The sequence below is a fragment of the Micromonospora sp. L32 genome, assembly GCF_052068055.1.
Taxonomy (GTDB): Bacteria; Actinomycetota; Actinomycetes; order Mycobacteriales; family Micromonosporaceae; genus Micromonospora; species Micromonospora purpureochromogenes.
Map to the genome: position 1 here is coordinate 311,237 of NZ_JBQHDD010000003.1, position 22,358 is coordinate 333,594.

General features: G+C 73.7%; 20 protein-coding genes and 1 pseudogene. 7 read left to right on the forward strand and 14 right to left on the reverse strand.

All coding sequences use genetic code 11. The features are described 5' to 3' along the window. Window positions 1-173: 173 nt before the first annotated feature. Window positions 174-680 carry a YcxB family protein gene (locus ACTMTB_RS10300; protein ID WP_441144996.1) on the reverse strand — a complete coding sequence of 169 codons (507 nt, stop codon included), beginning with the start codon at window positions 678-680 and terminating at the stop codon, window positions 174-176. 53 nt (window positions 681-733) lie between these two features. After that, complete coding sequence (locus ACTMTB_RS10305; protein WP_441144469.1) at window positions 734-1,279, reverse strand: GNAT family N-acetyltransferase; 546 nt, start codon at window positions 1,277-1,279, stop codon at window positions 734-736. Window positions 1,280-1,330: 51 nt separating this feature from the next. Here ACTMTB_RS10305 and ACTMTB_RS10310 point away from each other — a divergent pair, with 51 nt between their 5' ends. Together ACTMTB_RS10310 and ACTMTB_RS10315 are read left to right on the forward strand one after the other, a co-directional pair. Beyond that, the gene (locus ACTMTB_RS10310; protein WP_441144471.1) at window positions 1,331-2,161 is read left to right on the forward strand and encodes a YhjD/YihY/BrkB family envelope integrity protein; all 831 of its coding nucleotides are present in this window, start codon (window positions 1,331-1,333) and stop codon (window positions 2,159-2,161) included. 76 nt (window positions 2,162-2,237) lie between these two features. Then, window positions 2,238-3,839, forward strand: coding sequence for a phytoene desaturase family protein (locus ACTMTB_RS10315; protein WP_441144473.1), 1,602 nt, complete (start codon window positions 2,238-2,240; stop codon window positions 3,837-3,839). Here ACTMTB_RS10315 and ACTMTB_RS10320 read toward each other — a convergent pair. From ACTMTB_RS10320 to ACTMTB_RS10330, 3 genes are all read right to left on the reverse strand, one after another. Next, on the reverse strand, window positions 3,820-4,467 hold the full coding sequence (locus tag ACTMTB_RS10320) for a TMEM175 family protein (RefSeq protein WP_441144998.1): 648 nt from the start codon (window positions 4,465-4,467) through the stop codon (window positions 3,820-3,822). The two genes, ACTMTB_RS10315 and ACTMTB_RS10320, sit on opposite strands and share 20 nt — an antisense overlap. A 133-nt stretch (window positions 4,468-4,600) precedes the next feature. After that, entirely contained in the window at window positions 4,601-5,656 is a 1,056-nt protein-coding gene (locus tag ACTMTB_RS10325) for an RNA-guided endonuclease InsQ/TnpB family protein (protein WP_441145000.1), read from the reverse strand. Between the two features lie 432 nt (window positions 5,657-6,088). Beyond that, window positions 6,089-7,669, reverse strand: coding sequence for a Rieske 2Fe-2S domain-containing protein (locus tag ACTMTB_RS10330; protein ID WP_441144475.1), 1,581 nt, complete (start codon window positions 7,667-7,669; stop codon window positions 6,089-6,091). Between the two features lie 233 nt (window positions 7,670-7,902). Here ACTMTB_RS10330 and ACTMTB_RS10335 point away from each other — a divergent pair, with 233 nt between their 5' ends. Next, window positions 7,903-8,124 carry a DUF2631 domain-containing protein gene (locus ACTMTB_RS10335; protein WP_154943497.1) on the forward strand — a complete coding sequence of 74 codons (222 nt, stop codon included), beginning with the start codon at window positions 7,903-7,905 and terminating at the stop codon, window positions 8,122-8,124. A 131-nt stretch (window positions 8,125-8,255) separates the two neighbouring features. Here the strand turns inward: ACTMTB_RS10335 and ACTMTB_RS10340 are convergent, their stop codons facing one another. The 8 genes and pseudogenes from ACTMTB_RS10340 to ACTMTB_RS10375 form a co-directional block, all read right to left on the reverse strand. Then, complete coding sequence (locus tag ACTMTB_RS10340; protein WP_441144478.1) at window positions 8,256-9,323, reverse strand: DivIVA domain-containing protein; 1,068 nt, start codon at window positions 9,321-9,323, stop codon at window positions 8,256-8,258. A 20-nt stretch (window positions 9,324-9,343) separates the two neighbouring features. Beyond that, complete coding sequence (gene rlmN, locus ACTMTB_RS10345) at window positions 9,344-10,495, reverse strand: 23S rRNA (adenine(2503)-C(2))-methyltransferase RlmN (RefSeq protein ID WP_154943493.1); 1,152 nt, start codon at window positions 10,493-10,495, stop codon at window positions 9,344-9,346. Window positions 10,496-10,599: 104 nt separating this feature from the next. Next, window positions 10,600-11,898 (reverse strand): phosphatidate cytidylyltransferase, encoded by a 1,299-nt coding sequence (locus tag ACTMTB_RS10350; protein WP_441144480.1) that lies wholly within the window; start codon window positions 11,896-11,898, stop codon window positions 10,600-10,602. A 468-nt stretch (window positions 11,899-12,366) separates the two neighbouring features. Next, window positions 12,367-12,924: a ribosome recycling factor gene (frr, locus tag ACTMTB_RS10355; protein ID WP_210778183.1), complete on the reverse strand. Its 558-nt coding sequence runs from the start codon at window positions 12,922-12,924 to the stop codon at window positions 12,367-12,369. A gap of 84 nt (window positions 12,925-13,008) precedes the next feature. Beyond that, window positions 13,009-13,776: a UMP kinase gene (gene pyrH, locus ACTMTB_RS10360; RefSeq protein ID WP_441144482.1), complete on the reverse strand. Its 768-nt coding sequence runs from the start codon at window positions 13,774-13,776 to the stop codon at window positions 13,009-13,011. A 163-nt stretch (window positions 13,777-13,939) separates the two neighbouring features. Then, on the reverse strand, window positions 13,940-14,767 hold the full coding sequence (gene tsf, locus ACTMTB_RS10365; protein ID WP_441144484.1) for a translation elongation factor Ts: 828 nt from the start codon (window positions 14,765-14,767) through the stop codon (window positions 13,940-13,942). A 136-nt stretch (window positions 14,768-14,903) separates the two neighbouring features. After that, complete coding sequence (rpsB, locus tag ACTMTB_RS10370) at window positions 14,904-15,776, reverse strand: 30S ribosomal protein S2 (protein WP_441144486.1); 873 nt, start codon at window positions 15,774-15,776, stop codon at window positions 14,904-14,906. Between the two features lie 391 nt (window positions 15,777-16,167). Next, window positions 16,168-17,170: pseudogene (locus tag ACTMTB_RS10375) on the reverse strand (hypothetical protein). Window positions 17,171-17,348: 178 nt separating this feature from the next. Here ACTMTB_RS10375 and ACTMTB_RS10380 point away from each other — a divergent pair. Genes ACTMTB_RS10380 through ACTMTB_RS10390 form a run of 3 tightly spaced genes read left to right on the forward strand, consistent with a single transcriptional unit; the run spans window position 17,349 to window position 20,462 of the window. Beyond that, window positions 17,349-17,708: a YraN family protein gene (locus ACTMTB_RS10380; protein ID WP_350798511.1), complete on the forward strand. Its 360-nt coding sequence runs from the start codon at window positions 17,349-17,351 to the stop codon at window positions 17,706-17,708. A 22-nt stretch (window positions 17,709-17,730) separates the two neighbouring features. Beyond that, window positions 17,731-19,251, forward strand: coding sequence for a YifB family Mg chelatase-like AAA ATPase (locus tag ACTMTB_RS10385; RefSeq protein ID WP_441144488.1), 1,521 nt, complete (start codon window positions 17,731-17,733; stop codon window positions 19,249-19,251). Further along, window positions 19,248-20,462 carry a DNA-processing protein DprA gene (locus ACTMTB_RS10390; RefSeq protein WP_441144489.1) on the forward strand — a complete coding sequence of 405 codons (1,215 nt, stop codon included), beginning with the start codon at window positions 19,248-19,250 and terminating at the stop codon, window positions 20,460-20,462. Before ACTMTB_RS10385 ends, ACTMTB_RS10390 begins: the two co-directional genes overlap by 4 nt. A gap of 5 nt (window positions 20,463-20,467) precedes the next feature. Here the strand turns inward: ACTMTB_RS10390 and ACTMTB_RS10395 are convergent, their stop codons facing one another. After that, the gene (locus ACTMTB_RS10395; RefSeq protein WP_357612605.1) at window positions 20,468-20,806 is read right to left on the reverse strand and encodes a hypothetical protein; all 339 of its coding nucleotides are present in this window, start codon (window positions 20,804-20,806) and stop codon (window positions 20,468-20,470) included. 323 nt (window positions 20,807-21,129) lie between these two features. Here ACTMTB_RS10395 and ACTMTB_RS10400 point away from each other — a divergent pair, with 323 nt between their 5' ends. Beyond that, window positions 21,130-22,302 (forward strand): tyrosine-type recombinase/integrase, encoded by a 1,173-nt coding sequence (locus ACTMTB_RS10400; protein WP_441144490.1) that lies wholly within the window; start codon window positions 21,130-21,132, stop codon window positions 22,300-22,302. The last annotated feature ends 56 nt before the right edge of the window (window positions 22,303-22,358 follow it).

Genomic DNA, 22,358 nt, shown 5'->3' on the forward strand with positions numbered 1-22,358 from the left:
GACAGCAGCTCCGGCACCAGCCAGCGCTGTCCTCAGGCGTGTCGCAGGAAGGACGACCTATGCCTGGTGAGCGATATACCTGAGAGGCATAAATATGACTCTCAGGTATATCGCTCACCAGCATGTCCGGGGGGGGTGGGCACTACGCTCCGTGACGATCCGGCGGGGGCGACCTACCGCCGGACGGCCTGCGGCCCCGACTCGACCGGATCGGCGCTGAGCAGTCCCCGGCCGCGCAGGTAGGAGTACAGCTCGGCCTGCTGTTCGACGCTCAGACCGTCGATCGGGACCGGGAACACCTGGTACCGGCTGAGCCGGAACAGCAGGTGGTCGGGGATCGGCTCCACCCCGGTCAGCGCCTCCCAGCGCACGATGCCGTCGGAGAGCGCGTTCGCGGCGCGGACGCCCTCGTCCGAGATCGTCCAGGTGATCGGGATGCCGTGCATCTTCCAACTGGCCCGGACCAGCGCCCGCAGGACCAGCGGCGACAGCACCACGGCGGTCACCGCGGCGGCGACCCAGGGCACCGCCTCCAGCGGATCTCCGAGGAGCACGGCGACCAGGGCCGGCAGGAGCAGCACGACCGGGCAGAGCCAGTACAGCAGCAGCGTGTGCCGGTAGGCGCGGCGCAGGGCGGCGGTGAGCCGCCGCCGGTCCGGCTGCGTCTCGAAACTGATCATCACGGCGGAGGACGATACGGCCCACGCGGCGTTCTCCGCTGTCCTGGCAGACGTCAGCCGTCGGCCCGGCGGACGAAGGTTTCCAGCAACTCGCCGCCGTACCAGTCGGTGCGCCGGCCCAGGTGGACCATGCCGAGCCGGCGGGCCACCGCCATCGACGGGTCGTTGCCGGGCGGGATCACCGCGTACACCTGAGGTGTGCCGGCGGCGAACTCGCGGGCCAGCACCGCGCGGGCCGCCTCGGTGGCGTACCCGTGTCCCCAGGAGTCCGGGTGCAGGTGCCAGCCCACCTCGATGTCGTCGGTCTCCGTCACGCCGTCCGCCCCCGGCAGCGGCTTGAGGATCAGGGTGCCGGCGACCCGGCCGGTGTCCCGGACCTCCATCGCCCAGGTGCCGTACCGGCCGGCGTGGCCGGCGTGCCGTTTCCGCCAGATGGCCAGCCGGTCCAGGGCCTGGGCCGGGTCGGTCAGCGGCAGGCCGGACGCGGCCAGCCAGCGGGTGATCTCGGTACGCGAGTAGATGTCGAAGATCCGGTCCAGGTCCGCCGGGGCGTCGGTCCAGTCCCGCAGCACCAGGCGTTCCGTGGTGAGCACCGTCATGACGCGCGATCGTAATGCGTGCCCCGGCGCGGGAGGGGGAAGGAGGTCGCGATGGGCCACGCATGGCAGCGCACGAAGCGGATCACCAGCGCCGCCTTCCGGCCGGTACGCGGCCGGGACATCTCGCTGCACGCCGCCGCGATCACCTTCTACGGGGGGATCGCCGTGGTGCCGGTGGCGCTGCTGGCGATCTGGCTGACCTCGCTGCTCGCGGGCGGGGAGCGGGTCCGCCGGCTCACCTCGTACGCGGTGACCACGCTGCCGGACGCGATCGGGGCGCCCCGGGCGGTGGAGGCGCTGGTCGCGGCCGGGGTGGAGCTGACCCCGCTGCTCGCGCTGGCCGCCCTGCTGCCGGCATCGCTCTACGGCGAGGGGCTGCGTCGGGCGTTCGTCTCGGTCGCCACACCGCCGAACCCCGACGAGTCGCTGGTGGGCTGGCGTGGTCGGCTGCTGCTGCTGCCGCTGCTCGCCCCGGCCCCGGCACTGCTGCTGTCGATCCTGATCGCCCTGCCCACCACCACCTACCTGGTCCGGCAGGGCGGCTGGATCGGCGCGCTCGGCGTGGTGCTGTCGTTCCTGGCGGTGTGGCTCGTGCTCACGCCGGTGCTGATGTGGGTGTTCCGGGTCGTGGGGCCCGCCTCCCCGGACTGGTTGTCCACCCTCCTCCTCGGCTCGTTCACGGCGGCGAACCTCTCCGGCTTCCTGCACGGGTTCGTGCTGTTCGCCTCGCTCCCGATCGACCTGGGGGTGCCCTTCGGCGGCTTCGACGAGATCGGCGCGGGCGTCGCGGTGCTGCTCTGGCTCTACCTGTTCCACGTGATCGTGCTGGCCGGCTACTCCGCCACCCTGGCCCTGAGCCGCTGGCGCGCCCAGCGCCGCTGAAACCCTCCGGCCACAGAAGCCCTCCGGGCGCTGAAGCCCTCCCGCCGGGGGCCGCGCCGCACTAGGCTGCCCGGGCATGAGCGAAGCGAGTGAGCTGCCGGCCCGCGCCGACGTCGTGATCGTCGGATCCGGGCACAACGGGCTGGTCTCGGCCGTCCTGCTGGCCCGGGCCGGGCTGGACGTGCTGGTGCTGGAGGCGGCGGAGGAGATCGGCGGGGCCACCCGCACCGAGAACCCGTTCCCCAAGGTCCCGGGGCTGCGCCACTCCACCGGGTCGTACCTGCTCGGGCTGATGCCGCCGGAGCTGCTCGCCACGCTCGACGTGCGGATCCCGGTGCTGCGCCGCGACCCGCACTACTTCCTGCCCACGCCGGGCGGCATCGGCTCGCCGTACCTGCTCTTCGGCAGCGACGTCGCGGCGACCCGCAAGCAGCTCGCCGAGTTCTTCTCCCCCGCCGACGCGGCCGCCGACGACGCGTTGCAGGCCGAACTGGCCCAGCTGCGCGAGGACCTGGCGCCGGCCTGGCTGGCCGAGCCGCTGCCGGTGGAGGAGACCGCCGAGCGGTACGTCCGCCCGGCGCTGCGGCAGGTCTTCGTCGACCTGGTGCGCGGCTCGGTCGCCGACCACCTGGCCCGCTTCGACTTCCGCTCCGAGCTGCTGGTCAGCATGTACGCGGTCACCGACGGCCTCTCCGGCCTGAACGCCGGCCCGGACGATCCCGGCACCGGACACAATTTCCTGGTGCACAACATGTGCCGGCTGCCCGGCGCGGGCGGCACCTGGATGATCGCCCGGGGTGGCATGGGCACCGTCTCGCGGACCTTCGCGGAGGCCGCCCGCGCCGCCGGGGCCACCATCCGCACGGGTACGCCGGTGACCGGGGTGACCCTGGACGGCGGCGCGGCCAGCGGGGTGACCCTCGCCGACGGCCGGCACGTCGCCGCCCCGGTGGTGCTCGGCGCCTGCGACCCGTACCGGCTGATGGACCTGCTGCCCGACGGCGCGCTCCCGGCGCCGCTGCACGAGCGGATGACGGCGGTCCGCCGCCCCGGCACCACCCTGAAGCTGAACCTGGCGCTGACCGGGCTGCCCCGCTTCGCCTGCCTGCCGGCGGGGGCGCCGAGCCCGTTCGGCTCCACCATCCACCTGCTCCCCGGCTCGGCCTCGCTGGTCGGCGGGGGCGGCGAGGCGCCGATGGCCGCGCTGCGCGCGATGTGGGCGGACGTGCAGGCCGGCCGGCTGCCCGAGGAGCCGACCATCGAGTGGTACCTGCACACCACCGTCGACCCGTCGCTCTCGGACGAGGCCGGCCACCACTCCTCGGCCCTGTTCGTGCAGTCGGTCCCCTACGAGCTGGCCGGCACCACCTGGGACGAGGCCATGCCCGGGTACGTCGAGAAGCTGATCGCCATCTGCGAGCGGTACGCCCCCGGCGCCGGCGATCTGATCGCCGACGCGGTACCGCTGCCCCCGCCCGGCATCGAGGCGCACTTCGGCATCACCGGCGGGCACATCCACCACGTGGACAACACCGTCTCGTTCACCGACCGCATGCCGTACGCGACCGGCGTCGACGGCGTCTACGCGGGCAGCGCCGGCTGCCACCCGGCGGGCAGCGTGATCGGCGCCGCCGGCCACAACGCCGCCCGCCGCATCCTCAGCGACCTCGGTCGCTGACCTCACCGCCGGCCTCGGCGGGGGGCAGATCGCCGGGGCGGCGGATGAGGGAGAGACCGACGAGCAGCAGGTAGAGGACGAGGCTGAGGATCGGGTCGACGAAGACGAAGGCGAAGGCGATCAGGTAGAGCAGTGGGCGCAGCAGCAATCGCCGCGAGACCGCCCGGGCCAGTTGGGGATCCAGGTCGGGGTGGAGCAGCCGCCGCTTCCGAGCCCACCACCAGCTCAGGTTGAAGAAGAGCGACTCGCCGAGCACGGTGCCGAGGTAGAGGCCGGCGGTCAGCCGCTGCTCGGTCGCACTGCCGCGCAGGTTGTCCGACAGCAGGTCGGCGGTGAACGGGATGGCGGCCACGAAGAGCAGCACGAGCAGGTTGAACACCAGCAGCAGCTGGTCGACCCGGACCACGTACCGCCACATGTTGTGATGGCCGAGCCAGATCTGGCCGGCGATCCCGAAGGTGATCACGTACGCCAGGTAGGTGGGCCAGGCGTGGGCGAGGGCGTCGGGAAGCTCCCTCCCGGTGGCCCTGGCCGGACCGTACTGGAGCAGTTCGACGGCCATCACCGTCAGCACGACCGCGAAGACACCGTCGCTGAACGTCTCCACCCGGGAGGCGTCCCGGGCCATCTCCCGGTCACGCCTGAACCGGTACCCGCTCCTGCCCGCGCCGTCGGCCACGCCGCCCCCCCTTCCCGACCTGATGGTCACCCGGCGGGGGCGGCGGGCGCGGGGAAACCGCTAGTGCGGTGTCCACAAACGTTCACCGGGTTTCCGATGCACCGTTGTGGATCCTCGCCGTGTGGGCGAGCGACTCCCCACCTGGTGGTGGGGCGGGCCTCCGCGGGCCAACTGATCCTCGCGCCGTCAACGCGGGGCGGCGGGGATCACGCCGGGACCGACCGGCACCAGGCAGGTGCCGGCCGGCTCGACGGTGCGTGACCACCTCGGGCAGCACGACGGCTGCTGTGGGGGTGGTGGGTCCGCCACCCGGACTGCGGGTGGCGATGCTGGCGGCCGCGACCAGGTCGCGGTGCCCGGAGAACTGGCAGTGCGGGCAGGACAGGCTCCGCCCGCGCGGTTTCGGCACCCGGCGGTGACAGACAGGGCAGGTGGACGAGGTTCCCCGCTCGTCAACCAACCGGACCGTGATGCCGGCCAAGGTGGCCTTCTCGGTGAGGATCTGCAGGAGCCAGCCGATCTGCCACTGCCGCAGCCGCAGGTTGTGCCGCCGCCCCGCCGCGATGTCCAACACCCCGCGCGGGTCACCGACATGCAGCACACCCACCCGCCGCCGCACCGCCCAGGACACCACCGTGGCGGCGGCTTCGTGCTGGGCCTGACGGACCCTACGCCGGTGCCGGCCCTCCACCAAGCGGGCGCGGCGCCGGTGCTGGCGCCACCGCCGCGACCCCCGCTGACCCGGCTTCGGGGCGCGGCGGGCCACGGCGCGGCGGCGGGCCTTGCTGTCGGCCAGGTGCATGCGGTGCTCCGCGCGGACAGCCCGCCCCGACACCAACAGCCCCTCACCGTCCGGGCCGGCCACCGCATACGGGTGAATGATCCCCACATCCACCCCCGCCACCCGGCCCGGATCCGGCCCTTCACCCGCTGGGTAGGTCGCCACCGGAACCTCGGCGCTCACGTCGAGGAACAGCCGGCCGCCCTCACACAGCAGGGTGACCGAGCGGACCTGCTCGACCGGATACGGCACCTCCCGCGCCAGCCTGACCCACAACGACGACGTGCCCCTAGCCGTGGGAAGGCGGACCCGACGGCCCTGGAGGGTGAAGGTGCCGTGATACCAGCGCACCGGCATCAACGCCCGCCGACGACGCGGAAACCGCACCGACAGGTCCCCGTCCTGGCAGGCTTACGCCGCCGCGAACCACGCATCGGAGAACCGGCGCAACACCGACCTGGCACCTGTGCTGTCCAACTCGCCGAACGTGCCCGGCCCCGACACCGCCAACTCGCGGCACAACTCCTGATAGCCCACCAGCGGTGCATCACCGCGGCGGCGCCGCCACGCGTTGGCCTCCAGGACACACGCCCAGACGTCACCGGCCGAGCGCAGCAATGCGAAACACCGCCGCCGCTGCCCCGCCGTCAACCGCAGAGCTACACGAGCCGTGCGATACACGACCCGAGGCCCGTTGGGATCCCGACGACGAGGCACAACCACACCCAACCCCACGGATACGACAAATCCCGGCAGCAGCCAACCCGGCGAACGTTAGTGGACACCGCACTAGCTGAGCGCCTCGCCGGCCGGGGCGGGGGTCTGCTCGTCGGCGCGGTGCGCGCGGATCTTGTGGCCGACGCTGGTCAGGCAGCGGCCGCTGGGCATGTCGAACTTCCAGCCGTGCAGCTGGCAGGTGAGCTGGTCGCCGTCGACGATGCCGAACCGGCTCAGGTCGGCCTTCAGGTGCGGGCAGCGGCGCTGCACTACCCAGTCGCCGATGGTGATGTCCTCCGCGTCGACGGCCCGCTCGTGCTCGTCGTACCAGCCCTCGGCGTACTGGAGGCGCTCCTCGGAGAGGCACTTGAAGAAGGCGTAGACGAACTCGTTGTACTGGCCGATCCGGGCCGCCGAGAAGCGGCAGGAGAGGAAGAGGGAGTTGACCCAGTCCACCTCTTCGATGTGTAGCAGATGCTCGATCAGCGCCCGCTCGGTACGGAACCGGTAGCGCACCTTCTCGTCCGCGTACGGGCGGACCTCCTTGCCCGGGAAGTCCACCACGATCGACTCGACGCTCTCGCCGTCGTAGCCGACCAGGTCGAAGCGGACCGGGCCGCCGACGCCCTTGGCCAGGTAGATCGACTCGTCCAGCAGCGGCTCGATGCGGCGCTTCATCTCGCCGAGCACGTCCACCTCGGGGTGCCGCCAGGACGCCTTCTCCGCCTCGATGATCGGGCGCTTGCGCTCCCGCATCTCCTCCAGGTGCGCGGTCTTGTTCGCGAAGAACTCCTCCACCGGCACCGGGTGGGTGGTGCTCGCGCCCTCCGTGGTCACCTCGGCGACGCTGCCCGGCAGCAGCACGATGCCGTTGGTGCCGCCCACCTTGGCGTACTCGGCGAGGAAGACCGACTGGTCGGGGAAGATGTTGCCCTCGTCGCCGTGGATGTCGTTGAACTGCCACAGCGCGTCGTCGAGGAAGCACGGCGGGCCGGCGATCGGGAAGACGTGGTCGGCCTTGAGGTCGTCGATGTAGCGCCAGGTGCGGTCGAACTGCCGGTCGCGCTTCTGCTTGCCGAACGCGGTCTTGGCCGCCTGCGGCAGCTCGTAGACCATCGGGTACCAGATCGCGCCGGAGAACTGGAGCAGGTGCGCGTGCACGTGGCCCAGCTCGGCGAAGACGCTCAGGTCCGTCGGGCGGGCGTCGTTCTGGTTGAGCAGCCGGACCCCGTCGTACTCCACCCAGAGCGAGGAGTCGCCGATCGGGCCGTCGGTCGGGCTGGTCAGCGCCTGGATCATGATCTTCAGGCCGCCGTCGAGCTCCACGACCTGCTCGTTCGGGGCCTTGAGGAACTTCGTGAAGCCGAGCGCCCGCAGCTCGTCCTCCATCTCCGAGGTGGGGAACTCGGGGAGGAGCACGGTGGCGTCCTTCGAGACGTACCGCTTGAGGTGGGCGGCGTCGAAGTGGTCCCGGTGCAGGTGCGAGACGTACAGGTAGTCGACGTCGCCGAGCGCCGCCCAGTCGAGCTGGGAGTTGTCCGGGAAGGGGAACCACGAGGCGAAGTAGGCGGGATTGACCCACGGGTCGCACAGGATGCTGCCCGCGGCCGTGTCGATCCGCATGCTGGCATGTCCCGTACCGGTCACTCGCACCGCAGTCCCCCTCAAAACGACAATCAAGGTGTACGTCAGAACGCTACCGGAGGCAGTGTGGTCGCCGACCCGCGACGCCGCCAGAGGCGTTGCGCCCCCGTGGTGGGGGTCATCGGCCCGGTCCGCCCGGCGCTCCCCCGCCCGCGTACCCCCATCAGGCCGGACCCTGCGCCGGGCCCGCCGCGGGGCGTGCCAGACTAACCGGAGATCCGATCGCGAGGGAAGGACCGACAGTGGCAGGAAGCGAGCCGGTAACCGCGCCAGATCAGCACAAGCCCGGGCACCGCAGGTCCGGACGGATCGGCGCGGTGCTCTCCGCGTTGGCGCTGCTGGCGATGCTGTGCGGCAACCACGAGGGCAGGGTCGAGGACATCTGGCTGGTCGGCCTGGCCGTGCTGCTGCTGGCGATCGTCATCGGCGACGCCGTGCTGCGCCGCAACGGCCTGCGCTCCTGACCCGACCGCCGCGCCGGACCACGAACGCGTGAAGGGCCCACCCCCGAGGGGGTGGGCCCTTTTCGTCACGTCGATCCCCGTCGCTCCGGTCCCGTCGCTGCTGTCTCGCCGCGGCGGTCCCCCTCGCGCGGTCAGCGGCCGAAGAGGATGTCCTGCACGTCCTTGAGCGCGGCGTCGACCTCGGCCTCGAAGTAGCCGCCCGGCACCAGCCCGAAGCGCAGGGTGTCCAGGTCCTTCGGGTTCACCGGCATCGGGTTGCGGCCCTGCATGCCGCCGAGCAGCGTCTCGAAGAACCGGTCCACCTGGTCCGGGTCGTATCCGCTGCCGAAGCGACGCACCTGGAAGCTGCGCCGGATCTGGTCGACCCGGTAGAGGTCGCTGCCGGGCGGACCGGCCATCGGCGGGCCGCCCATCGGCGGGCCGCCCACCGGCGGACCGGCCATCGGCGGCGGGCCACCCATCGGCGGGCCACCGAGCGCCGGCTGCGGCATCGGCGGGCCGGCCGGGCCGCGCCCGCGCATGTCGCGCTGGTCCCGCTCCGGCATCCGGATCTCGGCGGTCATGTCGGCCCGGCCGTGCCGGCCCGCCTCGAAACCGTCGAACCGCGGCTCCTCCGGGGCGCCGTAGCCACCCGGCCCCTGGGGCAGGCCGCGCTGCGGCGGACCGCCGTGCCCGCCCGGGCCGCCCGGACCACCGGGACCCATCGGCCCGCCCGGGCCGGGACCACCCGGACCGCGCGGCGCGTCGTAGCCGCCCCGGGGGGCGTCGTACCCGCCGGCGAAGGCGCCGGTGGGCTCGTCGTACCGGTTGCCGTAGCCCTGCGGGCCGGCCTGGGCCGGCATGGCACGCGGCGGGAGCGGCTGCGGCACCGGGGACAGGCCGCGGTGGTCGTCGCGCATCGGCGGGCCGAGGCGGTCGGCGCCCCGCGGGTCGCCGCCGCGACCGCCGAGGCCGCCGCGCTCCTCCAGCTCGGCCAGCTGCCGCTCGACCCGGTCCAGGTGCAGGTCGACCTGCCACTCGTCGTAGCCATTGAAGCGGACCCGGAAGACGACGTCGTGGACCTCCTGGGAGGCCACGGGCGCGCCGACCGGCTGGCCGGCGAGTGTCGCCTCGACCCGGTCCAGGAAGGCGTCCACCTCGTCGACCTTGTATCCCCGGCGGAGCGCCTTACGCCGGAAACGCTGACCCTGACTCGCCACTATGTCTCCTGGTCTCGTCGCTACGCCCGGTCACGCCCGCGCGGCGCATCGGTGTCCCTGTCCTCGGCGGCAGCCAACTGCCCGCACGCGCCGTCGATCTCGCGCCCCCGGGTGTCCCGCACCGTGGTGGACACCCCGGCCTCGCGGAGTCGCCGGACGAACTCGCGCTCGACCGGCTTCGCGCTCGCGTCCCAGCGGCTGCCGGGTGTCGGGTTGAGCGGGATGAGGTTCACGTGGGCCAGCTTGCCGGCCAACAGCCGCCCGAGCAGGTCCGCCCGCCACGGCTGGTCGTTCACGTCCTTGATCATCGCGTACTCGATCGACACGCGGCGCCCCGTCCGGGCCACGTAGTCCCACGCTGCGTCCAGCACCTCGGCTACCTTCCAGCGCTGGTTGACCGGCACGAGTTCGTCGCGCAGATCATCATCGGGCGCGTGCAGCGACAGCGCAAGGGTCACTGAGAGGTCTTCGCTGGCCAGTCGGCGGATGGCCGGAACCAGGCCGACCGTGGAAACGGTGATGTGCCGCTGCGACAGGCCCAGCCCCTCGGGGGCCGGCGCGACCAGCCGACGGATCGCCGCCACCACCCGGTTGTAGTTCGCCAGCGGCTCGCCCATGCCCATGAAGACGACGTGCGACAGCCGCGGCGGCGACCCGGCCACCGCACCCGAGGCCGCGACGCCGGCGAGGTAGACCGCCTGGTCGACGATCTCGGCCGTGGACAGGTTGCGGGTCAGCCCGGCCTGGCCGGTGGCGCAGAACGGGCACGCCATGCCGCAGCCGGCCTGACTGGAGATGCAGACGGTGACCCGGTCCGGGTAGCCCATCAGCACGCTCTCCACCAGCGAGCCGTCGTGCAGCCGCCAGAGCGCCTTGCGGGTGGCGCCGTCGTCGCAGGCCAGCTCGCGGACCGGGTTGAGCAGGGTCGGCAGCAGCGCGCCGGCCAGCCGCTCCCGGGTGGCTGCCGGCAGGTCGGTCATCTGCTCCGGGTCGCGCACCAGCCGACCGAAGTAGTGGTTGGAGACCTGCTTCGCGCGGAAGGCCGGCTCGCCCAGCTCGGTCACCAGCGCCTGCCGGCCCGGCAGGTCCAGGTCGGCGAGGTGGCGGGGCGGCATCGCGGGCCGGCGCCCGGGGGCGTCGGGGTCTACGGGGATCACAGGCAGGCTCGTCATGGCCGGTCCAGTCTGACACGCCGACCGGGGAACACAGCCGTCCGGAGGTGCCGAATCGACCCCCACCGGGCGGGCGACACAATCTGCCGGGCGTGATTCATGCCTCAGCCCACCACCGGCACGAAGACCGCCAGCAGCAGGTACGCGGCGGGAACGGCGAAGAGGATCGAGTCGAGCCGGTCCATCAGGCCGCCGTGCCCGGGCAGCAGGTTGCTCATGTCCTTCACGCCCAGGTCACGCTTGATCATGGACTCGCCGAGGTCGCCGAGGACCGCCGCGACGGAGACCGCGACCCCGAAGAGCGCGCCCCACCACGGTGCCAGGTCGAAGAGCAGCCAGAGCAGCACGGCGCTGCCGACCGCCGCCGCCGAGACCGACCCGGCGAAGCCCTCCCAGGACTTCTTCGGGCTGATCGAGGGGGCCATCGGGTGCTTGCCGAAGGACACCCCCGCCGCGTACCCGCCGGTGTCGGAGAGCACCACGGCGACCAGGGTCGCCAGCACCCGCAGGTGGCCGTCGTCGGGCGCCGCCGCGAGCAGCGCCGCGAAGCCGCCGAGGAACGGCACGTAGACCGCGATCAGGGTGGCCGCGGTGAGGTCCCGCTGGAAGCCGCCCGGGCCGTCGCCGAGCCGCCAGATCATCGTGCCCAGCACGGTGACCAGCAGACCCAGGCTGAGCGCGTCCGGCCCGGCGTACCAGGCCAGCCCGATCATCAGCACGCCGCCGGCGATCAGCGGCACCAGCGGTGGGTGGGCGCCGCTGCGGCGTACCGCCCGGGCCATCTCCCAGATGCCCACGCCGATCGCGCCGGCCACCACGGCGAGGAACGCCGGCAGGTAGAAGAAGAGCGGGATCAGGATCAGCGCGCCGAGCCCGAGGCCCACCCCGATGGCGGCCGGCAGGTTACGGCCGGCCCGGCTGGGCGCCGACTGCCCGGTCGCCGGCCGGTCCGCGCTGGCCCGACGCCGGCCGGGCTGCCGCCGGCCGGGGGGCCGCTGCGGGTCGCGCTCCGGCTCGCCGGCCTCCCGCACCGGGGGGAACTGGGAGGTCGGCACGTCGTCGTCGCGCACCGGCGGGAGCGAGGAGGTGGGCATGTCGTCGTCGCGCGGCGGGCGCCCCGGACCGCGCCGGTCGTACCCGTCGTCGTAGGCCCCGTAGCGGTCGGCGTCGTGGCGGTCGTACGGGCCGCCGTGCCCGTCGTACGGGTCGAGGGCGGGCTCGTCGTACCGGCGGGCGGTCGGCCGGGGGCGGGCCTGCGGCCCGGCGTACAGGTCGGCGCCGGACTGCCGGTTCCACGGGCCGGTGGGCTCGACGTCACGCTCCGGCCAGGGCAGCGCGGGCGGGCGTTCGGGTCGGTCCCAGCCGCGAGGCTCGGTGCCGCCGTAGGGGTCGGGGTGGGACATCACGCACCGTGCGGGAACGGTACGAGTTCCACCACATGCCGCAAGACCAAGGCCATCCCCTACACGCGTGACTGTTCCGTCCGGTTGACCGGCCCGACGGCCGGCCGATTCCCCCCGTTCACCGCGCGGTGGCCGGGAATCGTGCCGAGCCTACTGCACGGGGCGGCCGGGGGCGGCGGACGAGGCCAGCCGGCCACCGGCAGCCGGGCGCAGCCACGGTACGGCGCCGGCGAGATCACCTGCGACGGCGGCACCACGAGCCTCGCGATGAGCTTCTACCGGCCGACCCGGTCCTGCATTCGGGGCGGGCCGTCGTGCGGTTCGAGCTGCACGACGCGTACCAGGGGACGACGCTGATTGAGACGACCCGGAACGTGCGGATCTCGCGCTGAACGAGGCGAGGCCCGCTCCCCGGATGCGGGGGGCGGGCCTCGGTGGCGTCCGGGACGGGGTGTCCCGTCCGGGCGGCTACACCTCGAGCAGCTCGGTCTCCTTGTGCTTGACCAGCTCGTCGACGCTGGCCACGTACCGCTGGGTCAGGTCGTCGAGCTCCTTCTCGGCGCGGCGGCCCTCGTCCTCGCCGACCTCGCCGTCCTTGACGAGCCGGTCCAGCTCTTCCTTGCCCTTGCGGCGGATGTTGCGGATGGCCACCTTGGCCTCCTCACCCTTGTGCCGGGCCACCTTGATCATCTCGCGGCGGCGCTCCTCGGTCATCTGGGGGAGCAGGATGCGCAGCTGGTTGCCCTCGTTGTTCGGGTTCACGCCGAGGTCGGAGTCGCGGATCGCCTTCTCCATGGCGTTGATCTGCGAGTTGTCGTACGGCTTGATGATCACCATGCGCGGCTCGGGAACCCCGATGGAGGCCATCTGGGGCAGCGGGGTGGGGGTGCCGTAGTAGTCGATGACGACCTTGGAGAACATGGCGGCGTTGGCGCGGCCGGTGCGGATGGCGCCGAACTCTTCCTTGGCGTGCTCGATGGCACGGTCCATCTTCTCTTCGGCCTCGAGGAGGGTGTCGTCGATCACCGGTCTCCTCGCCTCCTTCTGTTACTCGTGGTGGGCTCTGCTGCTGTCCGTCGGAGGACCGCCGAGACGGTCGGCCGGGGGAGTTCAGGCGGTGATCAGGGTACCGATCTTGTCGCCGCCGACGGCGCGAATGATCGTGTCGTCGCCCTGGGCGCCGAAGACCAGCATCGGCAGGCCGTTCTCCATGCAGAGGCTGAACGCGGCGGCGTCGGCCACCCGCAGGTTGCGGCGCAGCACCTCGGAGAAGGTGATCGAGTCGAACTTGCTGGCGGAGGGGTCGATCCGGGGGTCGGCGGTGTAGACGCCGTCGACGCCGTTCTTGCTCATCAGCACCACGTCGGCGCGGATCTCCAGCGCGCGCTGGGCGGCAACCGTGTCGGTGGAGAAGTACGGCATGCCGGCGCCCGCGCCGAAGATGACCACGCGGCCCTTCTCCAGGTGCCGGATGGCGCGCAGCGGGATGTACGGCTCGGCGACCTGGGCCATCGTGATCGCGCTCTGCACGCGGGTCTCGATGCCCTCCTTCTCCAGGAAGTCCTGGAGGGCGAGGCAGTTCATCACGGTGCCGAGCATGCCCATGTAGTCGGCCCGGGCCCGGTCCATGCCGCGCTTCTGCAGCTCGGCGCCGCGGAAGAAGTTACCGCCGCCGACCACCACGGAGACCTGCACGCCGTGGCGGACCACGGTGGCGATCTGCCGGGCGATGGCCTGTACGACGTCCGGGTCGACGCCGATCGCCCCGCCGCCGAAGACCTCGCCGGAGAGCTTCAGCACCACCCGGCGGGCCCGCCCGGGCGGCGGCGCCGTCGGGTCGTCCGCTTCCAGGCTCCGGTCACTCACAACCTGTGTCATCCGCCCCGCCCTTCCCCGCGCGCACGTCCTGCACGCCATGTACCCCGCAACTGCCGCTGCCGACCCTATGTGACGAGGAGGCCGCGGTGCCTGTCACGTACACCGGCGGCCTCCTCGTCGACGTTTCCTGCCCTCGGGCGCGTCACACGCCCGATCCGGCGGCTCAGGCCTGGCCGACCTCGAACCGCAGGAAGCGGGTCACCTCGATGCCGGCCTCGGCCAGCACCTGCTTCACCGTCTTCTTGTTGTCGGCCACCGACGCCTGCTCGACGAGGACGTAGTCCTTGAAGAAGGCGTTGACCCGACCCTCGACGATCTTCGGCAGCGCCGCCTCGGGCTTGTTCTCCTCGCGGGCGGTCTGCTCGGCGATGCGCCGCTCGGACTCGACGACCTCGGCCGGCACCTCGTCCCGGGTGAGGTACTTCGGCCGCATGGCGGCGATCTGCATGGCGGCGCCGCGCGCGTCGGCGTCACCGGCCTCGTCGGTCTGGCCGGCGTACTCCACCAGCACGCCGACGGCCGGCGGCAGGTCCTGGCTCTTGCGGTGCAGGTAGACCGCGACGTTGCCGTCCAGCTTGGCGAAGCGGTTGAGCACCAGCTTCTCGCCGATCTTGGCGGACTGCTCCTGGATCAGGTCGGCGACGGTCTTGCCGTCCAGCTCGGAGGCGAGCAGCTCCTCGGCGTTGCTGACGCCGCTGCGCTCGCCGTGCTCGACCAGCTGCTGGGCCAGGGCGACGAACGCCTCGTTCTTGGCGACGAAGTCGGTCTCGCAGTTGAGCTCCAGCAGGGCCTTGCCGGAGTGGGCGATCAGGCCGTTGGCGGCGGTACGGCCGGCCCGCTTGCCCACGTCCTTGGCGCCCTTGACACGCAGGATCTCGACGGCCTTGTCGAAGTCGCCCTCGGCCTCGGTCAGCGCCTTCTTGCAGTCCATCATGCCGGCGCCGGTGAGGTCGCGGAGCTTCTTGACGTCCGCGGCGGTGAAGTTGGACATGGCTCTCTCTTCGATGTCGGAACTGCGGGGTGGGATGGTCTGGGTGCCGGTTACCCGGATCCGGGCCGGATGTGCCCGGCGTACCCGCCGCTCCCCACCGTCGGTGAAAACGGACGGTGGGGAAGCGGCGGTGCGGTCACTCCGCGGCGGCGGTCGCCGGCTGCTCGGCCGGCTTCTCGGCCGGCTGCTCAACCTGCTGCGCCGGCTGCTCGTCGGCCTTCTTCGGCTCCTCGAGCAGCTCGCGCTCCCACTCGGCCAGCGGCTCGTCGGCGCCGACCTGGCCCGGCTCGGGCTTCTCGTCGGTGCCCCGGCGGCGGCCGGAGCGGGCGATCAGACCGTCGGCGACGGCGGCGGCCACGACCCTGGTCAGCAGCTCGGCCGAGCGGATCGCGTCGTCGTTGCCCGGGATCGGGAAGTCGACCTCGTCCGGGTCGCAGTTGGTGTCGAGCACCGCGATCACCGGGATGCCCAGCTTGCGGGCCTCGTCGACGGCGATGTGCTCCTTCTTGGTGTCGACCACCCAGATCGCGGCCGGGAGCTTCTGCATGTCCCGCAGACCACCGAGGGTCTTGGTGAGCTTGGTCTTCTCGCGGAAGAGCTGCAGGGTCTCCTTCTTGGTGTAACCCGCGGCGGTGCCGGTCAGGTCACCCAGGGCCTCCAGCTCCTTCATCCGCTGAAGGCGCTTGTACACCGTCTGGAAGTTGGTCAGCATGCCACCGAGCCAGCGGTGGTTGACGTACGGCTGGCCGACCCGGGTCGCCTGCTCGGCGATGGCCTCCTGGGCCTGCTTCTTGGTGCCGACGAAGAGGATGCTGCCACCCTCGGCGACGGTCCCACGCACGAACTCGTAGGCCTTCTCGATGTAGTCGAGGGTCTGGCGCAGGTCGATGATGTAGATACCGTTGCGCTCGGTGAAGATGAAGCGCTTCATCTTCGGGTTCCAGCGCCGGGTCTGGTGCCCGAAGTGGACACCGCTCTCCAGCAGCTGACGCATGGTCACGACGGCCATGGTGGGTACTCCTATTGTCCCTGGTTGTCCCGTCCGGCCGGCGGCCGGACGCCTGGCGCCCGGTCGTCGGCCATGACGGACCCGACCAAGATCGGGACCAGGGAGGCCGCCGCCCCACGACGAACCGTGGAGAGGGCGCGCGAGGTCGACCGCGCGAGGCGGTCGCCAGTCGACCAGTGTACGCGCCTGTCGCGCCGCCGAGCTGGCGGGTGCGCGAACCCGCCGGTCCGATGCTCCCGTCGCGAATTCGGACGCGGCACGCCGACCGGGATCTCCGGCACCTGCTCCGCACCGCACCGACCTGGGCCCTGGGAGGGCGGCCGCCGGCCGGCTCGGGTCGGCCGGCGGCGTCCCGCCCGCGTCAGCCGGCGGCGGGCGCGCTGCGCCCGGGTCAGCCGGCGGCGAGCGCGGCGGCGAGGAAGAGCACCAGCCCGACGGTCAGGTAGGCGGTCGGCGGGCGCAGCCAGCCCCGCGCCCCGTCGGCCATCGCCAGGCCGCCGGTGCGCAGCCCGTACAGGCCGGCGGCGAAGATCGGCAGCCCGGTGACGAGGAAGGTGCCGACGACGACGTGCGACGTCGAGACCGGGTCGCCGGTCAGGCCGTGCAGCAGCACCCGCAGCGCGGGGAGCTCGAAGACCAGCACCAGCAGGACGAGGAGCACCGCCAGCGCCGGCCGGCGGGTCCGGTAGACGCCGTCGGAGGGCCCGCCGGCCGGACGGTACGCCGCCTCGGGGCCCACCGCGCCGTCCAGGCGGGGCATGACCGGAGGCATCGGGCCGGTCGGCATCTCCAGCGGGTGCGCCGGCTCGGCGGGGCGGGCCGGCTCGACGATCGGGTACCCGCCCAGCGGGGCGGACCGGACCCGATCCGGCCGCTCCCCCGCCTCCACGCCGGCCGACCCGGGGCCGCCGAGTCGGTCGACACCGCTGGTCAGCGGCCCGGCACCGGTGGTGGAGAGCCGGTCGACGGAGGTCAGCGGGCCCGCGCCGGTGGTGGTGAGGGGGTCGGCGGTCTCCCGGGCCGCCCGCCGGCCGGGGCGGTCGCCCGGCAGCTCGCCAGAGACGTCGGGGTCGTCGGCACGGCGTGAGCGGGTCGCGCGGTATCCCTCGGACTCGCCCCGGGAGTCTCCGAGCGGGTCCGCCGCGCCGTAACGCCCGGTCTGGCCGTACCGTCCGGGGCCGCCCGGATCGGCGAACCGGCCCTCCTCCGCGGCGCGCTGCTCGGGGGTCGGGTACTCGTCATCCCGGGTGCGGGACTCGCCCGCGCCGCGCCAGTCCGGCTCGCCGTAGCCGCGCTCCTGCCCGGCGGGATACCAGCGCGACTCCTGATCTTCGGGATAGCTCCGTCGTGCGTCCACGTCCGGCACCGTATGCGACCCACCCCACCGGCGCCATCCGTCCCTCCCGGCACAGGTCCGGGCTCTTCGGCGGCGGAGCCCTCCCCTGCCTGCGGCGGCCGGGCCCCTAGCACGGGACACCCATGATCGTCCGCCTGTCCACAGGCCGGCTCGTCGTCCACAGGCACCCCGCCGCCGGCCCCGGCGCGGCCGCCGGCCGGACCACCCTGACCGGCATGACGAAGCGGAACCAGGCGGTCGGCGCGTACGGCGAGCGGTGCGCCGTCCGGCACCTGATCGGGGCCGGGCTGCGGCCGGTAGCCCGCAACTGGCGCTGCCCGGACGGGGAGATCGACATCATCGCCTGGGACGGCCGGGTGCTCGCCTTCTGCGAGGTGAAGACCAGACGCACCGACGACTACGGCACCCCGGCCGAGGCGGTCGTGCCGGCCAAGGCCCGCCGGTTGCGCGGGCTCGCCGCCCGCTGGCTGGCCGAGAGCGGGGTCGACGCCGACGAGGTGCGCTTCGACGTGCTGGCGGTCCGGCTGTCCGCCGCCGGCGCGGCCCGCGTCGAGCACCTCAAGGGGGCGTTCTGATGCGTACGCCGGGGGTGCTGGCGTGAGCTACGCCAAGGTGTTCAGCGTGGGGCTGGTCGGGGTCACCGGCCACCTGGTCGAGGTGGAGGCCGACCTGGCCGCCGGGCTACCGGCGGTGGTCATCTCCGGCCTGCCCGACAGCGCCCTGCACGAGGCGCGCGACCGGGTACGGGCCGCGATCGTCAACTCGGGTCAGCGCTGGCCCAACCGGCGGATCACGCTCAACCTGCTGCCCGCGACGATGCCCAAGTACGGCTCCGCCTTCGACCTGGCCATCGCGGCGGCGGTGCTGGGCGGCTCCGGAGAGCTGCCCCTGGTGCCGCTGGACGGCGTGGTGATCCTCGGCGAGCTGGGCCTGGACGGGACGGTCCGGCCGGTGCGCGGGGTGCTGCCGATGGTGGCGGCCGCGGCCCGGGCCGGGCGGGACCGGGTGATCGTGCCGGTGGAGAACGCCGCCGAGGCGGCGGTCATCCCCGGGATCCGGGTCCGGGCGGTCGACACGCTGCACCGGCTGGCCTGCTTCGTCCGCGACGGCAGCCCGCTGATCGAGCCGCCCGCCACGCCGGCGCCGCCCCCGGTCGACGGCCCGGATCTGGCCGAGGTGGCGGGGCAGGCGCTGGGCCGCCGGGCGCTGGAGGTGGCCGCCGCGGGCGGGCACCACCTCGCCCTGCTGGGGCCGCCCGGCGCGGGCAAGACCATGCTCGCCGAGCGGCTCCCCTCGATCCTGCCGGAGCTGGACGACGCCGCCGCGCTGGAGGTCACCGCGCTGCACTCGATCGCCGGGCTGCTCCCGCCGGGCGGCCGGCTGCTGCGCCGGCCGCCGTTCCAGGCGCCGCACCACACGGCGACCATCCCCTCCCTGGTCGGGGGCGGGTCCGGGCTGGCCCGGCCGGGAGCCGTTTCGCTGGCCCACCGGGGCGTGCTCTTTCTCGACGAGGCGCCCGAGTTCAGCAAGGGCGCGCTGGAGGCGCTGCGGCAACCGCTGGAGCATGGCCGGATCCAGCTGGCCCGCAGTGGGGGCGGCACCGAGTACCCGGCCCGCAGCCAACTGGTGCTGGCCGCCAATCCGTGCCCGTGCGCGAAGCCGGCCGGCGACGCGTACTGCGAGTGCAGTCCGCTGGCCCGGCGGCGGTACCTGGGCCGGCTCTCCGGGCCGTTGCTGGACCGGATCGACGTGCAGGTGAAGCTGCTGCCGGTGCGGGCGGCGGAGCTGATGGAGGCCGCCGTGGCCAGCGAGTCCTCGGCGACCGTGGCGGCCCGGGTCGCCACGGCCCGGCAGGCCGCGGCGGTGCGCTGGGCTCCGGTGGGCCGCCGGCTCAACGCCGAGATCCCCGGCCCGCACCTGCGACAGCCGCCCTGGCGGCTGCCCGCCCGGGACACCGCCGAGCTGCGCGGCCGGCTGGACTCGGGGGCCGTCTCGGCCCGTGGCTTCGACCGGATCATCCGGCTGGCCTGGACCATCGCGGACCTCGACGGGCGGGCCAGGCCGCAGCGCGAGGACGTGTTGGAGGCCATCCAGCTCAGGACGGGAGAGGGAGCATGAGCACCAGCGAGGAGCGGCTGCTGGCCCGGGTGGCGCTGACCTGGCTCACCGAGCCGGGCACCCGGTCGGTGCACCGGCTGGTCCAGCAGCTCGGTCCGGTGGCGGCGCTGGACCTGCTGCTCGACGGGGGCGCGCCGGAGGCGAGCCTGCGTACGGCGGTGTCGGCGCGCACGGCCGGCGAGGACGCCCGCGCCGTCGCCGCCGACGCGCTCGCCCGCACCGAGCGGATCGGTGCCCGCCTCCTCACGCCCGAGGACGAGGAGTGGCCCGCTCGCCTGGACGACCTGCGCCGGCTGGTGCTGTCCGGAACGAGCCGGCGGGTCGATTTGGAGACCGCCCCGCCGCTCTGCTTCTGGGTACGCGGCGGCTGGCCGCTCGGCGAGGCGCTGGACCGCTCCGTCGCGGTGGTCGGCGCGCGGGCCGCCACCGGGTACGGCCTGCACGTCGCCACCGAGATCGGGTACGGGCTGGCCGAGCGGGACTGGACCGTGGTCTCCGGCGGGGCGTTCGGCATCGACGCGGCGGCGCACCGGGGCGCGTTGACCGCCGGCGGGCTGACGGTGGCCGTGCTGGCCTGTGGCGTCGACCGGCCCTACCCGATGGGCAACGCCGCCCTGTTCGACCGGATCGCCGAGACCGGGCTGCTGGTCAGCGAGTGGATGCCCGGCGCCGACCCGCTGCGGCCGAGGTTCCTGATCCGCAACCGGGTGATCGCCGCCGCCACCCGGGGGACGGTGCTGGTGGAGGCGGCGGCCCGCAGCGGCGCGACGCAGACGGTGAACCGGGCGATCGCGATGGACCGGCGGGCGATGGTGGTGCCGGGCCCGGTCACCTCGGCGATGTCGGTCGGGGCGCACGAGGTGCTGCGGGAGCAGCCGGCCGCGCGGCTGGTGACCGGGGTGCCGCACGTGCTGGAGGAGGTCGGCCGGATCGGGACCGACCTGGCCCCGCCGGCACGAGGGCCGGAGCGCCCGGGTGACCTGCTCGACGACGAGGCGACCATGGTGCTGGAGTCGCTGCCCCGGCGTGGGGTGGTCGGGCTCGACGCGCTCGCCGCGCGGGCCGGGGTCGACATACGGACGGCGATGCGGAAGCTCTCCCTGCTGGAGGAGTTGGCGCTGGTGCTTCGCCGGGACGGCGGGTACGCCCTGGCGCGGCCCGCCACGTCGGCGCGCGCCCCCGCCGGCCCGGGGCGAGAGACCAGAGGCTGACGGGCTCAGTCCCCCTCGAACCGGATCTCCAGGTCGCGCTCGTGTACGCACCGGCGGACCAGCACCGCGACCCGCCGCACCTGCGCGGTCTCGGCCGGAGTGCGGGCGGCCTCGACCAGGCAGTCCAGTTCGGTCAGGAGCTGGGGTGCCCGCTCCGCCCCGACCACCAGCTCACCGAGCGGGTCGACCCGGTCCAGCGTCGGGGTGCGTCCGCCGCCCCGACCCCGCTTCAGCAAATCGAGCAGCAGGTCGTCGGGGTCGGGCACCACCTGCGCCGCGACCGGGGACGGCCGACGGCCGGGGCCGCCACGGACCAGCCGGTAGAGGACGACGTCCAGGCCCATGAGCGGTCCCCTCCTCCCGTCGGCGTCTCCGCCGAGGCAACCGGGCGACGGCGCACGCGCCGTCCCTGCCTCCAGTCTCCCCGTCCACGCCACCACCGGCCAGCACCGACGGCGCGCCGCCACGCAAGGTCAGGTCTACTTTGTCCACGCCGCGCCCCCGGGACGGAACGGCTGGGCCGGTGCGCGTCCTCGCGCAGCATCGTGTCGATGCGCAGTTCTGCCGACCGCCCGGCACGCGCCTACGCTGAGCCCATGCCAGCCGGACGTCATACGGTGCCACGCCTCCCCGCTCCGGCCTGCCCGTCGACGGCACGGGCGGGGCGATGACGGGCGGCACGCGGGCCACCCGGGCCACCCACGAGGCGCTGCCACCCGCCATGCGGGAGGCCGTGGACGACTTCGCCGACCACCTGGCCCGGGTGCGCAACCGATCCGCGCACACCGTGCGGGCGTACGTCGCCGATGTGGTCTCGCTGCTCGACCACGCGGTACGGATGGGTTGCTCCGCACCCGCCGAGCTGGACCTGACGGTGCTGCGCAGCTGGCTGGCCCGGCAGCGCACCGTGGGAGCGGCCCGGACGTCACTGGCCCGGCGGGCGGCGGCGGCGCGGACCTTCAGCGCCTGGGCGCACCGCGCGGGCGTGCTCCCCACCGACGTGGCGGCTCCGCTGTCCAGCCCCCGGGCGCACCGCGACCTGCCCACCGTGCTCCGGGCCGACCAGGCCGCCGCCCTCGTGGAGGCGCCCGATCGGCGTCCCTCCGCCACCCGGCCCGCCGAAGCGACCGGGCCCGCCGCCGGCACCCGCACCGACGCGGCAGCACGCATCGTCGGCCCGCGACACGACGACCCCACTCGGCCCACCGACCCGACCGGGCACACGGCGACCGGCCCCGACCCGGCCGGGCCCGACGCGGACGGACACCGGGACGACGCGGCCACCGGGGCCACCCGGCAGGACGGTCCAGCCCACCCCGCCCGCCCCGAGGACGAACCGGTGCGACTGCGCGACCGGGTCCTGCTGGAACTGCTCTACGGCACCGGGGTACGGGTCAGCGAGGCGTGCGGGTTGGACGTCGCCGACGTGGACCACGGCCGCCGGGTGATCCGTGTCCTGGGCAAGGGCGGCCGGGAACGCTCGGTGCCGTACGGGGTGCCGGCCCAGCGGGCGATCGACGACTGGCTGCGCTCCGGGCGGCCCGCCCTGGCGGTGCCCGGCTCCGGGGAGGCGCTGCTGCTCGGCGCGCGCGGCGGGCGGCTGAACCCGACGACGGCGCGCCGGATCGTGGCCGGGTACGCCGAGTCCCTCGGCCTGCCCCGGGTCAGCCCGCACGGACTGCGGCACTCGGCGGCGACGCACCTGCTGGAGGGCGGCGCGGACCTACGCGCCGTGCAGGAACTGCTCGGCCACTCCTCGCTCGGCAGCACCCAGATCTACACCCACGTCTCGGTCGAGCGGCTGCGCGCCGCGTACCGGCAGGCACACCCCCGCGCCTGACCCACCCGCTGCGCACCGCCCCCAGCCTCGACGCGCCGCTGCTCAACGACCGCAGA